General features: G+C 45.8%; 14 protein-coding genes. 7 read left to right on the top strand and 7 right to left on the bottom strand.

All coding sequences use genetic code 11. The annotated features are described in order from the left end of the window. Positions 1 to 8: 8 nt before the first annotated feature. The gene (malF, locus tag L1D31_RS05995; RefSeq protein ID WP_239836137.1) at positions 9 to 1,580 is read right to left on the bottom strand and encodes a maltose ABC transporter permease MalF; all 1,572 of its coding nucleotides are present in this window, start codon (positions 1,578 to 1,580) and stop codon (positions 9 to 11) included. 72 nt (positions 1,581 to 1,652) lie between these two features. Next, entirely contained in the window at positions 1,653 to 2,834 is a 1,182-nt protein-coding gene (malE, locus tag L1D31_RS05990) for a maltose/maltodextrin ABC transporter substrate-binding protein MalE (RefSeq protein ID WP_239836136.1), read from the bottom strand. Positions 2,835 to 3,513: 679 nt separating this feature from the next. On the opposite strand from malE, the gene malK reads away from it, so the two are divergent. After that, on the top strand, positions 3,514 to 4,635 hold the full coding sequence (malK, locus tag L1D31_RS05985; protein ID WP_239836135.1) for a maltose/maltodextrin ABC transporter ATP-binding protein MalK: 1,122 nt from the start codon (positions 3,514 to 3,516) through the stop codon (positions 4,633 to 4,635). A gap of 63 nt (positions 4,636 to 4,698) precedes the next feature. On the opposite strand, the gene L1D31_RS05980 is transcribed toward malK, so the two are convergent. From L1D31_RS05980 to hutW, 4 genes are all read right to left on the bottom strand, one after another. Next, positions 4,699 to 5,232, bottom strand: a complete 534-nt coding sequence (locus tag L1D31_RS05980) for an ATP:cob(I)alamin adenosyltransferase (protein ID WP_239836134.1) — start codon at positions 5,230 to 5,232, stop codon at positions 4,699 to 4,701. 77 nt (positions 5,233 to 5,309) lie between these two features. After that, positions 5,310 to 5,840, bottom strand: a complete 531-nt coding sequence (gene hutZ / locus L1D31_RS05975) for a heme utilization protein HutZ (protein WP_239836133.1) — start codon at positions 5,838 to 5,840, stop codon at positions 5,310 to 5,312. Positions 5,841 to 5,920: 80 nt separating this feature from the next. Next, positions 5,921 to 6,424 (bottom strand): heme utilization cystosolic carrier protein HutX, encoded by a 504-nt coding sequence (gene hutX / locus L1D31_RS05970; RefSeq protein WP_239836132.1) that lies wholly within the window; start codon positions 6,422 to 6,424, stop codon positions 5,921 to 5,923. An 11-nt stretch (positions 6,425 to 6,435) separates the two neighbouring features. After that, positions 6,436 to 7,809 carry a heme anaerobic degradation radical SAM methyltransferase ChuW/HutW gene (gene hutW, locus L1D31_RS05965; RefSeq protein ID WP_239836131.1) on the bottom strand — a complete coding sequence of 458 codons (1,374 nt, stop codon included), beginning with the start codon at positions 7,807 to 7,809 and terminating at the stop codon, positions 6,436 to 6,438. A 169-nt stretch (positions 7,810 to 7,978) separates the two neighbouring features. On the opposite strand from hutW, the gene L1D31_RS05960 reads away from it, so the two are divergent. Genes L1D31_RS05960 through L1D31_RS05935 form a run of 6 tightly spaced genes read left to right on the top strand, consistent with a single transcriptional unit; the run spans position 7,979 to position 12,519 of the window. Further along, positions 7,979 to 8,722 (top strand): energy transducer TonB, encoded by a 744-nt coding sequence (locus L1D31_RS05960; RefSeq protein ID WP_239836130.1) that lies wholly within the window; start codon positions 7,979 to 7,981, stop codon positions 8,720 to 8,722. Between the two features lie 2 nt (positions 8,723 to 8,724). Next, complete coding sequence (locus L1D31_RS05955) at positions 8,725 to 9,414, top strand: MotA/TolQ/ExbB proton channel family protein (RefSeq protein ID WP_239836129.1); 690 nt, start codon at positions 8,725 to 8,727, stop codon at positions 9,412 to 9,414. Continuing rightward, on the top strand, positions 9,411 to 9,827 hold the full coding sequence (locus L1D31_RS05950) for a biopolymer transporter ExbD (RefSeq protein ID WP_239836128.1): 417 nt from the start codon (positions 9,411 to 9,413) through the stop codon (positions 9,825 to 9,827). Before L1D31_RS05955 ends, L1D31_RS05950 begins: the two co-directional genes overlap by 4 nt. An 8-nt stretch (positions 9,828 to 9,835) precedes the next feature. Further along, a complete protein-coding gene (locus tag L1D31_RS05945; RefSeq protein ID WP_239836127.1) occupies positions 9,836 to 10,690 on the top strand; it encodes a hemin ABC transporter substrate-binding protein in 855 nt (284 codons plus the stop codon). A 9-nt stretch (positions 10,691 to 10,699) separates the two neighbouring features. Beyond that, positions 10,700 to 11,737, top strand: coding sequence for an iron ABC transporter permease (locus L1D31_RS05940; protein WP_239836126.1), 1,038 nt, complete (start codon positions 10,700 to 10,702; stop codon positions 11,735 to 11,737). Next, positions 11,737 to 12,519 (top strand): heme ABC transporter ATP-binding protein, encoded by a 783-nt coding sequence (locus L1D31_RS05935; RefSeq protein WP_239836125.1) that lies wholly within the window; start codon positions 11,737 to 11,739, stop codon positions 12,517 to 12,519. The genes L1D31_RS05940 and L1D31_RS05935 overlap by 1 nt, the downstream gene beginning before the upstream one ends. 33 nt (positions 12,520 to 12,552) lie before the next feature. Here the strand turns inward: L1D31_RS05935 and L1D31_RS05930 are convergent, their stop codons facing one another. Beyond that, complete coding sequence (locus tag L1D31_RS05930; protein ID WP_239836124.1) at positions 12,553 to 13,758, bottom strand: sugar efflux transporter; 1,206 nt, start codon at positions 13,756 to 13,758, stop codon at positions 12,553 to 12,555. Positions 13,759 to 13,853: the final 95 nt, after the last annotated feature.

Raw genomic sequence — 13,853 nt, 5'->3', positions numbered from 1 at the left:
ATTTCTCCTTAATCCTGAGCCACTTTTGTTACACGTAGGTTCAATAGCGCTAGTGCGCCAACCAACAAGAAGATAAGCGTTGCGATTGCACTCGCTAAGCCAAAGTCCTGACCGCCTGCGCCTTCAAATGCGATGCGGTAAGTGTAGTTAACCAATAGATCGGTATAGCCAGCAGGCTCCGACGTACCAATCATGTTCGGCCCGCCTTGAGTCAGAAGCTGAATCAATACAAAGTTATTGAAGTTAAACGCAAAGCTAGCAATAAGTAGTGGCGTCAATGGTTTAATCATCAGTGGTAGCGTGATACGACGGAAGTTGTCGATAAAGTTCGCTCCGTCAATCGCCGATGCTTCATACAAATCTTCTGGAATCGCTTTAAGTAGCCCCATGCACAGAATCATCATGTAAGGGAAGCCAAGCCAAGTGTTAACGATGATAATCATCAGTTTTGCCAAGAACGGGTCAGAGAACCACGTTGGGCTGATGCCAAACATCGCCTCCAAGACCATGTTCACTTCACCAAAGCTTTGGTTAAACAAACCTTTGAAAATAAGAATAGAGATAAAGGCAGGAACGGCGTAAGGCAGAATCAACAGTACACGATAAATAGCACGCCCTTTCAGCTCTTCCCATTGAACTACGCTTGCCAGAACCAAACCAATCAGAACCGTTAGAGCAACACTGACCGCTGAAAACACAATCGTCCAGATAAAGATGCTAATGAAAGGCTCTTTAATGCCATCGTCTTTCCAGACACGCTCAAAGTTATCAGTACCAATCGTTACAATAAAACCTGGTGAGACAGTTGAGCCTACAAATTGACCATTTTCATCAACGGGTTGGTAAAAGCCGACTTCATTGTTAGGGCGCAGGTTCTCTTGCGTTTCATTGTTGTAGAGCGTTTCTCCATCTTCCTGCATTGTGTAGAGCGGGACAACTGCCGCAAACTTGCGCAGACCGCTCATGCGGATGTCTTCGCCTGAGGGCATGTGTAGGTCTACAGCGCCAAGAACAGATTTGTTCTTGATGATGGCTTTAATTTTCTCTTTTTCACCCTCTACCTGCTCAACAGGAGACAACGACATATCACCCGATAAAGTAGCGAGGTTAAATTCTTCCGTTGCCAGCAGTTGGTCGCCTTTCTTCACAGAGATGCGGTGGCCATTCTCTGTCTTGAACAGAGAAAACGGGTAGCTATCACCACTTTGATAAGTACGATCAAGCAAAACAGACTGAGCACGTTCAAAAGAAAGCTGATTTTTCGCACTGTAGTTCGTGAAAGCAAGACCAACCGTATACGCCAATGGGAACAGAATGAATAAGATCATGCCTGCGATACCTGGATAGATATAGCGATGCGCGTAAGTCTTTTTACTACCAAAAATATAAAGAGCGAGTGCGGTTACGATAAGGGTAAGAAGTGCGAACGCAATCTCACCGCGTGAATACATTAGAATCGTCGCGTAGCCATTAAGAATACCGACTGAGCCAAGAAGCGCCCACTTTATGAATACATTTTTACTTGAAGGCAAGCTCGTTGTTGGTGATGTCATAGCATCTGTACCTTGAACTGACTGCATAAAAGAACCTGCTAGCGATAATAAAACAAAGAAATGAAGGAGGGGTTACCCCCTCCTTAAAAAGGTCGACAATTATTTTGTCATTTGTTTTTCTGCGTCAGCCAGTGCTGCATCTACAGACTGACGGCCATCAACGATGTTGATGATAGCGTTCTTAGCACTGCCCCAGAACGCGTTCATTTGTGGGATATTTGGCATGATTTCGCCATTCATCGCGTTGTCCATTGTCGCTGCAATACGCTTGTCTGCGTCTAGCTCACGCTGGAAAGAGTTTAGAGCAACAGCACCAAGCGGCTTGTCATTGTTCACTTTACGCAGACCATCGTTTGTCAGCAGGTAGTTTTCAATGAATTCAACCGCTAGGTCTTTGTTTGGCGACGCAGTGCTGATACCAGCAGTCAAAACACCAACGAATGGTTTAGAAGATTGGCCATTAAATTTAGGCAGGGTGGTTACACCGTAGTTGATACCAGATTTCTCGATGTTGCCCCAAGCCCATGGGCCGTTGATGGTCATCGCTGTTTTGCCTTGGTTGAACGAAGATTCAGAAACAGAGTAATCCATATCAGAAGAGATCACACCTTTGTCTACCAGACCTTTTACGAAACTCATAGCATCTTTTACGCCATCGTTCGCGATACCCGCGTCTTTGATGTCGTAGCCTTCAGCGCCGTATTTGAACGCGTAACCACCATCAGCCGCCATTAGAGGCCATGTGAAGTACGGTTCTTTCAGGTTCCACATGATGGCAGACTTGCCTTCTTTCTTCAGCTTAGTGTCGAGTGCTTCAACTTCTTCCCAACTCTTAGGTGGGTTTGGCACTAGGTCTTTGTTGTAGATAAGAGACAGAGATTCAACAGCGACTGGGTAACCGATGATTTTGCCGTTGTATTTAACCGCATCCCATGCAAAGTCTACGATACCTTCTTTGATTTCTTTAGACGGTTTGATTTCACTTAGAAGACCTGCTTCAGCGTAACCACCAAAACGGTCGTGAGCCCAGAACACAATATCAGGACCATCACCGGTCGCTGCAGTTTGAGGGAACTTATCTTGAAGTGCATCAGGGTGAGCAACGGTGACTTTGATACCCGTATCTTCTTCAAACTGTTTACCTACTTCAGCAAGTCCGTTGTAACCTTTATCGCCGTTGATCCAGATAGTTAATTGACCTTCTTCGATAGCAGCATTTGCACCAAATGAGCCAAGAGCAACTAGAGTACCTAGTGCCACTGTGCTTAGGGCGTTTTTCATGTTCATATCCTTTTTATATTTGTGTTGTAGGGCTCCACCGTTCAGAGGTTTCACCGTATTTCGACATACATTTTTAGCTAAACTGTCAATTAGCTCATCCTCCTACTCCCTACGCCCTCGGTATTATGGACTATTTTCGTGATCATCATCCGTCGGCTAGGCGACCATAATCACAAAATTGACCCTTAACGTGACCAAGTTCACCATCAAACCCCATATTTCTTTGAACTCGATCTAACTCCGTGCAATCAGCCCTACTCTCCCTACTCCCTGCCTACTACCCCTTTAAAAAAGTTCATCGGGAGGATGTAGCAACAGTGCAATAAAGCCAAACTACAGTCATCCAAGAGTGGATGGTAAGAACCCTTTCCAGTACGTTTTGAATTGCTTGGCAATCGAACGAAAAGCTGGTTTGCAATGCCGCAAGGTTCGCTGTAATGAAGTAAATGTTCGTAGTAATTCTGGTGTCATTACCAGTTTGGATTCAACGGGGGAGACAGTTACTTTCATACGGGGGAAGCGAACTTTCATTTGGCTTTGACGGGTGATGCGATTGAATCCATCACCCTTATTTTCTTACACTTCGATTCACCTTACCGAATTCCTACACTTACTGCTCGCGCGATAATTCATATAATGATGGGCAGTAAAACAAAAATATTGATCGAGGACGAGCTAGATGGCGAGTGTCACGTTAAAAAATGTATGTAAAGCTTATGGCGACGTTTTAATTTCAAAGAACGTTGATCTGGACATTCAAGAAGGCGAGTTTGTCGTCTTCGTTGGTCCGTCAGGCTGTGGTAAATCAACTCTGCTACGTTGTATTGCTGGTTTAGAAGATATTACTTCCGGTGATCTTTACATTGGTGAAGAACGCATGAACGAAGTGGAACCTTCTCAGCGCGGTGTAGGTATGGTCTTCCAATCTTACGCGCTATACCCACACTTAAATCTCTATGACAACATGTCATTTGGTCTCAAGTTAGCAAAAGCCGATAAAGGTGAAATCGATAAACGCGTTGAGCACGCAGCTGATATTCTCCAACTTAGTCACTTGCTGGATCGCCAACCCAAAGCCCTATCTGGTGGTCAACGTCAGCGTGTGGCGATTGGTCGTACTCTGGTTTCTCAACCTAATGTTTTCCTTCTTGATGAACCTCTATCAAACCTAGACGCAGCGTTACGTGTTCAGATGCGTTCTGAGATCACTAAGCTTCAGCGTAAACTAGGTTGTACCATGATTTACGTGACTCACGATCAGGTAGAAGCTATGACTATGGCTGATAAGATCGTGGTATTGGACGCAGGCTATGTTGCTCAGGTAGGTAAACCACTTGAGCTATACCATTACCCTCAAAACCGCTTTGTGGCTGGTTTCATCGGCTCACCTAAGATGAACTTTATGAGTGTCTTCATTGAAGCTGTAGAAGACGACCGTGTCATGGTACAGCTAGCAAATGGCACAACTTTCTGGATTCCGGTTGATGGCCGTACTGTAACCCGTGGCGAGCGTATGTCGCTGGGTGTGCGCCCAGAGCACTTGCTTCCTGCCGATCAAGGTGACGCTGCTATTGAAGGTGAAATCAACATCGTAGAGAAGTTGGGTAACGAAACGCAGGTATACATGCACATTGACGCGGCTGACGCGGATATGATCTACCGCCAGCCAGACACGCTAGCGGTCGAAGCCGGCGACAAACTGATGGTAGGTATTCCAGCGCACCGCTGTCACTTATTCCATAGTGACGGTAAAGCTTGTCGCCGCCTATACAAAGAAGCAGGCGTCGATTTCGAAGAGTAATCGACAATCGATTAAAACAGCGCCCGGCTCAATGCCGGGCGTTTTCATTGCCATTAACTGATACTATTTTGGCATTGGATAGCTTTTACTGACGAACTCAGTTTCAACGACCTTGTGAATCTGGTTAGTATAAGAAGCCAGTGTATACATGACGTTCGCTAACAAATTAGCATATCGAAACAAAATTGGATCCGGTGATTTTTTACCTGCATGTTCAACGGCCACGAGTGCACGTACAACTTTCTTTGCTTGCGTGCGACACAGATGCAATTCAGCCGAAATAGGATGCCCTCCGGGCAGTACAAAGCCTTTAAAGCCTCCATCTAGCTTTTCACGCAGCGTATTATAATCGCTATAGAGTTCTTGCAGGTTTTCCTCAAAGATTGCCAGCTTCCCTCGTACCGAACCATTCAAATGATAAACATAAGGCTGGATTCGTTGCAGAACATCCCGACTATAATCATCCAGAGCCATCGTCAGAACAAGACCGATCCGTGTACATAACTCATCTGCTGCTATCTCAAAGTCACACACAGGACTATCTTCATAAATAAAGGGATAACAAATTTCCCCATGATCCTTGCTTACAGGTTTCACGCTTTTCCCTTTCAGATACAACAAAGGGAGCCAGTATAGCTCCCTTATCAGACAGTTTTCGACCTTAATTGGGCAACTTAAGCGCTTTCTACCTGCTTATGCCCTTCTTCAAGGTGGACAAAATCAACCAGATCATCACCCGATACCTGATAAGCCTGACCAAAGCCTTTTACGAACAGACCTTTCTCAGCTTTCAGGTTGAATAGAACAAAGTCTTGCAGTTGGCTCAGACCATCAATGATTTCACCGAAGCGTTCTTTCATCTGACCCACAATTTGTTGCCATTGGTCAGACTCACGATCAACGACACTTGCTACTGCATCAAATGTCAGACGCTTACGCGCAAACAGCTGCTTTGACGTATCTTCGTCTTCGATCATCATGATGGAAACATTTGGGTTAACCTGAAGGTTACGAGCGTGACGCGCAATTTCTGAGATCAGGATGAAATAACCTTCCTGGTTTTGAACAAATGGCGCATAGCTCACATTCGGTTGACCATCAGCATCAACGGTGGCTAGTTGAAGCGTGCGACGCTCTTGGCGAAACTCTTTGATTTCCGGACCAAGACGACCTTGAAGACGCTCTTGTTTTACTTGTGGATCCATTTTGAACTCCTGACTTTTCAATACTTTTTATTTCTAATAATCCTGGCTTCCGGCATAACCTGTCATGCCGGAGCTGCTATTTATTTACGTAGCTCTTGCTGCCACTGCTTGAATGTTTCTACCTGTTCAGCGATCAGCTCACGCTTTTCGTTGCGTCCTAGATAGATTTTAAAAATGTTATTCCCTTGTTCACAGAAGAAGCCAAAGTAGTGACTCTCACGTCCCATGAACGGTTTGCTAACTAACGCGATATTTTTCACGTTGTCTAACTTAAGGTGACCATGAAGCTCGCCTTCTTTACCCATCAGGTTGTAGTAGCCTCTAGCCACTTTGCCTTTCGGGAATGGAGCCTTCACTTCAAAGATTGAACCGAACGAATGAACAATGGTTGTCACTGGGCCAAAACCGACCAAGTTTTCCAAGACAGGCTGAGCCTGCTCTCCCGGAGCCAAAGCAATCATCTCTTCTGGTAGAGCCGCTACTGCTTCGAATTCAGACACCTCTAAACGCTCTGCAATTGCAGCAGGTAGAAGTGTCGGTTCTTGCTCTATCAGTTGAGCGACTTGTTGTTTTAGTGCTTCCATAATAATTCCACTTAGAGTGCCACTTTGTGTGACGCGGTTACTTCACAATGTGTTTTTTGCAATACTTGAATGCAGGCTTGTGCCAGACTGACAGCCCAGAAGCTGCCAGCTAAAGTCAGCACTAGATAATCCCCTTCAATACGGGCTAAGCCTTTGTTCTGCCATACTTCAAACAGCGGCATAAAGAACTCAAACGTATCTTCACCTGCTAGTAAAGGTAGTTGATGACGGCTAACGACACCTTTGTCGAAGCCAGACTTAATCGCAGCAAACAAAGGCTCCAGCGCATGTTGCTTGGTCATCATCGCGACGACTGAACCACCAGACTTCATCGCGTTCATGTAAGTTTCTAATGTGCGGTGATTCATCATTCCATAACCACCGATGTTGCCACCCGCGCCACAACCAATAGGTAATACTTCAGCGTATGTTTTTGCTAGGCTGTTGTACTGGCTGCGCTCTCGATTGTCTCTTGCCCAGTGATTAACACTTAGCTGACGCATATGATGTTTGTCCATAAACGCGACGCCAAGTTCATACATTGATGCTTTATCTGGTGTCGTTGCTGGGGGTGGTATCTTGCCTTTTTCAACCAAATTCAGCATCGGCGCGGTTCCACCGACCACAAGCTGATAGAGATCTAACCCGTGAGCGCCTGTCGACATGAAATCATTCAAGTCCTGCTCAAATACATCTAGCGTCTGATACGGAAGACCGTATAGAAGGTCAAGAATGATTGGCGCCTCTTCGGTGGCAGCGAGCTTCGCGACACGCTCCAGTACAACTTCACGATCGTCCAGACGTTTTGCACTACGGCGGACTTTGGTATCGAAACTCTGAATACCAAAGGAGAAACGGTTAAAGCCGCCTTCCATAGCCCTTTCAAACATTTCGTCGCTGAATCGATTAATTCGCCCTTCTAAGGTGATCTCACAATCTGTAGACAGCGGGAAATGATAACGGATGGCTTTGCCCAAACGCTCAACCTGCTCCGCCGAGAGGTCGGTAGGCGTCCCACCACCAATATAAACCGCATGAAAAACGCCCGTCTGCGTCCAAGGTAAAACGCTCTTCTGTTTGATTTCATTAATCAGTGCTTCGAAATAGTCATCGACCAGTTTTCGGCTCGCAGCATTTTGGAAGAAATTGCAGAAAGTACATCGGACCCGGCAGAAAGGAATATGAATGTATAGGCAACGCTTTTTGTTACGTTGACCTTGTTGTTCATACAAGGTGTTGAGAAGTGGCACTTTTTGCTCAGGCATGATGGAAGAGGCCATACTTCCCGCATGAGCAGAATGCTTTTTGGGGAACGCAAATCGCAACGGATCAGGCGTATCCTCTCCCAAAATCGATTCATCAAATTTATCAATATCTAACATCACATAACATCTCTTAACGCTTATTCCACAAGGGCTAGCGCTAAATCTTTCAAAACTGCGAACGATCATAAAATGGCGCAAATGATAATGCAATTGATAATTGATCTTATTTCGATTGTAAGTAATAATCTCATTCCATGTTGTAAAAAATGATTCATTCGTGAGGCTGGTAGTGAACCTAAAAAGATATGCGATAGCAGGAGGCGTTTCCCTTGCTCTTCATACCGCAATTCTCTTTGTCGCTGATGAACCAAAGCTTCATGCGATGCCTGCTGGTGCGCAATCTTCCACGGTCTCTATCAATTTCAAAGCCGTAGCCACTCCACAACCACCAGCGGAACCGGAGCCTGTTGCTGAACAACCCGTAGAAGCACCTGAGCCTCCTAAACCAGTTGAGCCGGCGAAAGTCGAACCGCCAGTGAAAAAGCCGGTGGTGAAAGAGAAGCCGATAGTAAAGAAAGAGGCACCTAAACAACAGAAAAAGGCTGACAAACCCGTTAAGAAAACAACGCAGAAGAAACCACAAGAACAGCCTGTTGCTAAAAAACCTGTAGAAAAGCCAGAAAAGAAAAAAGAGGTTGTCGAACAAACGAAACCTCAACCTGCTGAGGTAAACCAAGGCGTTAGCCAAGAACCGGTACTGGTAAACAGACCGAGCTTCTTATCTAAACCGACTCGACCTGTCTATCCAAGACTCGCACAGAAAAGAAAACTTGAAGGCGTAGCTATGTATGAAGTCTGGCTGGATGAGAACGGTGATCAGGTCAGACAAATCTTAATTTCTTCTTCCGGAGCAACCATCTTGGATAACTCTGCTCTGAAAGCCATCAAAAAGTGGAAATTTTCCCCGCACATCGTTAACGGACAAAAAATGGCCCACCGCGTCAGATTACCCGTTCGCTTTAAATTGGATTAACAATGGAACAACTACATCAATTACAAGAACAGCTTGGCCTGATGACATGGCCATTGATCATTTGTTCAGCATTAACTGTAATGATCATCACCGAACGTTTATTTCAAGTAATGATCAGTCTGGGAGTGGGTAAGCGCGCTATCCGTAACGAGCTCAACCAAATCTCCCCTTCAGACAAACAGCAACTAGAAGCACTGGCTGAGAAACTCTCTCCGCGCCGCCCGCTGCTATATAAGGGTGTGGCTATGCTACTAGCTCACCATTCGTTTTCCAAAGTTTTGCGTGAAGATGCTGCGGGTATGTGGCTTCAAGAAAAGCGTCATCAACTTAATTCTGGCCTTCGCTTGCTGACTCTCATCGGTGTGATCAGCCCTCTTATCGGTCTCTTGGGGACCGTACTTGGCCTTATTGAAATGTTCAAAGGTGTTGCCGCATCAACGGGCAGTATTACACCCAACGATCTTGCAGATGGCCTTGGTTTAGCGATGCGCACAACCGCTGCTGGTCTGCTGATCGCACTCCCTGCCATTGCTGGTGCTCAATTGCTTGGCCTATGGGCCGATAAAGTCATGGCAAAACTAGAACACACACTCAACTACGTTAACTTATGGTTGGAAGGTATCAGTCTCCAACACGTTTCGCCTCAAGTATCAACGAAAGCCCCAATACCAGTGGCCGAGGCATCATCATGATTAAAGTATCACAAGAGAAGAGTCACTTCGGTCTAACGCCTGATCTTACCCCTCTACTGGATATTATTTTTATTGTCATGGTGTTCCTGATGCTCACCGCAGCCGTCAAGCTCGATTCGCTGGAAGTCGATCTCCCAACGACTGACTCACAAGCAGTCGCGGAAGTGGATGCTAAGTCTATTACCGTCAACCTTCTTACAAATGAGCCTTATTGGGCAATCAATGGCAAAGAATATATTGATTGGGAAAACTTCAAACTTGCTCTTCTGGAAGAGCATAAATCAAACCATCATCCGATAGTGATTGGTGCAGAAAAAACCGCCGACGTGCAGTACCTCGTCAAGCTACTCGCCTTCTTACAAGAAAACGGTATTCAGGCGACACAACTGCTTACGGAAGAATTAAAACAATAGAGTCTATTATGCTTAAGAAAACATTGATCAAAGGAATTGCCGCCCTATCCCTTTCTGCGGTTGCTGCAACAGCGATAGCAAATGAACGTATCATCAGTGCGGGTAGCGCGGTGACCGAACTTATCCTCGCCTTAGAGCAGCAAAATCAGCTAGTTGCCGTCGATGTCACCAGCGAACTGCCGCAAAACTTAACCCTCCCGAAGATCGGTTACCATCGTAATTTATCCTCTGAAGGCTTGATGGCACTTAACCCAACACGATTGATTGGTTCCGATGAAATGGGGCCAGAAACGAGCCTGAGTCAACTCAAAACTGCTGGTGTTGAGGTCAATATCGTCAATACCTTACCTACTCCTGAAGGCTTGCTGGAACGTATTGATGAAATCGCAGCGCTAACCGATAGCCAGAAAAATGCTGAAGTGCTCAAAGCGGAAGTAAACCAACAGATTTCGAGCCTTGAGAAAAACAAAGCGAAAACCAAAGAAGCCCAAAAAGTCCTGTTTCTGCTGATTCATGAAGGACGACCTGCTAACGTTGCTGGCGCTAACACAACACCTAACGCAATCATTGAGTTAGCGGGAGGCATCAATCCCGCAGCAAGTAAGCTGGATTCATACAAGCCATTATCCACCGAAGCTATGCTCGAGATGCAACCTGATGTCATTCTGGTAAGCGGCCGTAGTTATGAAAAAATGGGAGGAGCCGATGCCATTTTAGCAAAAATGCCACTGCTGGCCGCAACGCCTGCAGGTCAGTCAAAAAACATCATCACAGTGGATGGACATGCTCTTGTCGGCGGCTTGGGCCTAAAAAGTCTCTCTGAAGCTGAACGTTTGAGCTTACTACTGACTACCATGGAATAAATTTCGCTCATGTTGTTACGTCGTATCCCTTTATCTGCTGCTCTAATGCTGTTTAGCTCCGTTTTAGCGCTGACTGCGTTAGCATCAGTGACCGTAGGTCCAATGAACATCAGTTTTATGGACAGCTTTTATAGTCTCGTTATCCGCTCAAATGAGCTGGCACCTCACATCAATATGGTTATCCATGAGATCCGCTTTCCTCGCACAGTCTTATCTATGCTAGTTGGTGCCATCTTGGCGATGTGTGGCACCGTTATGCAAGGCTTGTTTCGCAACCCACTGGCCGAACCCGGTATTATTGGTGTTTCTGCCGGTGCCTCTTTGGGTGCTGCTTTTGCGATGGTGATGTTTGCAACATTCAGCATCGACTACCCACAGTTGATGAATTTCGCCGCCGTGCCTTTATTCGCCTTTTTCGGCGGGGCATTGACAACCGTGATGGTCTACAAACTCGGTACTAGTAAAATGGGCACGTCAGTCACCATCATGCTACTGGCAGGTGTCGCGTTCAGTGCTTTATCTGTCGCAGGCATCGGTTTTATGAGTTTCATCGCCAATGACCAAATGCTTCGTGATTTATCATTATGGCAAATGGGCTCCCTAGCTGGTGCCAACTGGACCAGTATTACCCTATGTGCTGTGACTTTACTCCTTCTAATGATTATTTTTATGCGTAAGGCTATGCCTCTCAACGCATTGTTACTCGGAGAAGCCGAAGCAAACCATCTTGGGATTCCCGTTCAGAAACTTAAGCGCCAGCTCATCCTCCTAACCGCAGTTGGTGTTGGTGTGACTGTTAGTGTATCAGGCATGATAGGCTTCATTGGTTTGATTATTCCTCATTTGGGGAGAATGCTGTCTGGACCTGATCATCGTAGCCTGCTGCCGATGTCAGCATTGATGGGTGCTCTGCTCCTCACCATTGCTGACATGTTCTCTCGAGTCGCTTTCGCTCCAGCAGAGCTCCCTGTAGGTATCGTCACTGCTATTATTGGCGCGCCATTCTTTATCTATTTGCTGTTCAAACAAAAAGGGAAGATTCTGTAATGGGTAACGTTGTACTATCCGGAAAGAACATCTCAATGGACTTTGGCGAGCGCAAGGTTCTGGACAAGATCGACATCGAAATAAAGTCAGGGGAAGTGACCGCCCTACTTGGGCCTAACGGCGCAGGCAAGAGCACATTACTTAAATTGCTATGTGGTGAAATCCCATCCAACAATAACATTCAGTACTTTGGTAAGCATCGAAAAGATTGGCAAGCAGGCACACTGGCCAAGCATATTGGAATGCTGCCTCAACACAGCACTTTGAACTTCCCGTTTTTGGCGCATGAAGTTGTTGAGCTTGGTGCGATTCCACTTAACTTGCCCAACAAACAGACTCAAACGTTAGCAAAACAATACATGGAGATGACGGATGTTACACACCTTGCCGAGCGCCTCTACCCTTCTCTATCCGGTGGTGAAAAACAGCGACTGCACCTCGCGCGCGTGTTAGTTCAATTGTCTCACTCAGGTGATAATAAGATTTTGATGCTCGATGAGCCGACATCCGCACTCGATCTTGCGCATCAACACAATACGTTGAAGATTGCCCGCCAACTTGCAGACGAGCAAAACACCGCCGTAGTTGTGGTCTTGCATGACCTCAATTTGGCTGCTCAATATTCCGATCGCCTTGTTGTACTGCATGATGGAAGGCTGGTGTGTGACGCCACACCTTGGGAAGCTCTGACATCTGAAATGATTGAATCCGTCTACGGCTATAAGTCTTTGGTAGACAAACATCCATCTCTGGATTTCCCCATGGTTTACCCAGCGGCATAGCCGAAAAGGAGCGCAACCAGCGCTCCTTGCTCATTACCCACCCAACGTGTTATCCGCAACGAGCCGACGATCTTGCATTCTTTTAGTACTATACGAAAACAACACAAGCAGTAATAAAGCAGACACCACAGCCGATAAACAGACATAGAACGCACTGTAATAACTATACATTTCACCAACCAGTCCAACCGCTAAGCTAGCCACTAACATGCTCATATTGAGCAAATTGGAAAAAAGCGTCGATGCCGTCCCCAATCTATCGCGCATCATATCTTGTAAGACGACCATACCTAATGTCGCGCAACTACCAATAAAGATACCATTGAATATCTGAGCTAAGATCAACGTGGTTTTATCCACCGCCATCAACATCGTCAGAAAAAACACACATCCACTAAAAAGCCCTACACACATGATACGTACCGCGCTATATCTGGCGGCCAACCTTCCGGCATAGAACATGACTGGTATTTCGCATAAGGCAGCAACTCCAAATAGTACGCCCAACCAGTTCGCTTCGACCTTGACCTCTTGAGATAAGTACAAAGGCATACTAACGATGTATAGGTTGTTGGCTGTAAAAGCAAACACCACGACAAAAGCGTATAACACCGTCAGAACATTCACTGACGAGCCGAGTAATCTGCTATTTCTTTCATTCCCAGAAGCCTTTGTAACACCACTAGGCAGGTAGCGTATAATGACAACAATCGCAACGCTCACTATGAGCGCGGACACAGCAAATGAAGCACTAAATCCAAACTGAGCTTTAAGAACAAAAGCAATAGGAGGCCCGAATACCCATGCGATAGCAATCCCGGCTCTCATGATAGAAAGAAAGCTAGTGCTATCTTCGAGTTTACTATCACCGTATTCTCTTCCAAGGGCAAACAGTTGACCAAATGCAGCACCGCTCACGCTACCAAACAAGGTGACAACAAGGATGGCCAACCAGTACTCTCTGATAAAAATAAAACTGACGACCGTAATGAAATAGCAGCTCAGTGAGGTCACCAGAATTCTTTTTCTTTGCCAGCCTTGGTCAGAATATCGAGCGATGATCTGTGACACAATCACTGAACTTGTCACGGCTGTCACCATGTAAGCTGATAACATCATAGGTGAGGCGCCTAATGCTTCAACAATAAACAAACTTGAAAGTGGATAAAAAAAGGCACCGCATAAGCCTGAAACAAAGGCAGTAATAATAAATAATATCGCAGTTTGATCTTTATACATTTATCTACTCTTTATACCTAATGGACGAATTGTGCTCATCTGTGAGATCCGCTCTAGTCTAATCAATCAATTGCGGCTAAATTAATGGTATTCGA

The organism is Vibrio sp. Isolate23 (genome assembly GCF_022398095.1).
In the GTDB taxonomy this organism is placed as follows: domain Bacteria; phylum Pseudomonadota; class Gammaproteobacteria; order Enterobacterales; family Vibrionaceae; genus Vibrio; species Vibrio coralliilyticus_A.
This window is presented reverse-complemented; position numbering and strand designations above follow the sequence as displayed.

Coding starts and splice junctions, on each gene's coding strand:
- malF (WP_239836137.1), bottom strand. CDS start 1,580: ATGCAGTCAGTTCAAGGTACAGATGCTATGACATCACCAACAACGAGC.
- malE (WP_239836136.1), bottom strand. CDS start 2,834: ATGAAAAACGCCCTAAGCACAGTGGCACTAGGTACTCTAGTTGCTCTT.
- malK (WP_239836135.1), top strand. CDS start 3,514: ATGGCGAGTGTCACGTTAAAAAATGTATGTAAAGCTTATGGCGACGTT.
- hutZ (WP_239836133.1), bottom strand. CDS start 5,840: ATGGATCCACAAGTAAAACAAGAGCGTCTTCAAGGTCGTCTTGGTCCG.
- hutX (WP_239836132.1), bottom strand. CDS start 6,424: ATGGAAGCACTAAAACAACAAGTCGCTCAACTGATAGAGCAAGAACCG.
- L1D31_RS05955 (WP_239836129.1), top strand. CDS start 8,725: ATGGAACAACTACATCAATTACAAGAACAGCTTGGCCTGATGACATGG.
- L1D31_RS05950 (WP_239836128.1), top strand. CDS start 9,411: ATGATTAAAGTATCACAAGAGAAGAGTCACTTCGGTCTAACGCCTGAT.
- L1D31_RS05945 (WP_239836127.1), top strand. CDS start 9,836: ATGCTTAAGAAAACATTGATCAAAGGAATTGCCGCCCTATCCCTTTCT.
- L1D31_RS05940 (WP_239836126.1), top strand. CDS start 10,700: ATGTTGTTACGTCGTATCCCTTTATCTGCTGCTCTAATGCTGTTTAGC.
- L1D31_RS05935 (WP_239836125.1), top strand. CDS start 11,737: ATGGGTAACGTTGTACTATCCGGAAAGAACATCTCAATGGACTTTGGC.
- L1D31_RS05930 (WP_239836124.1), bottom strand. CDS start 13,758: ATGTATAAAGATCAAACTGCGATATTATTTATTATTACTGCCTTTGTT.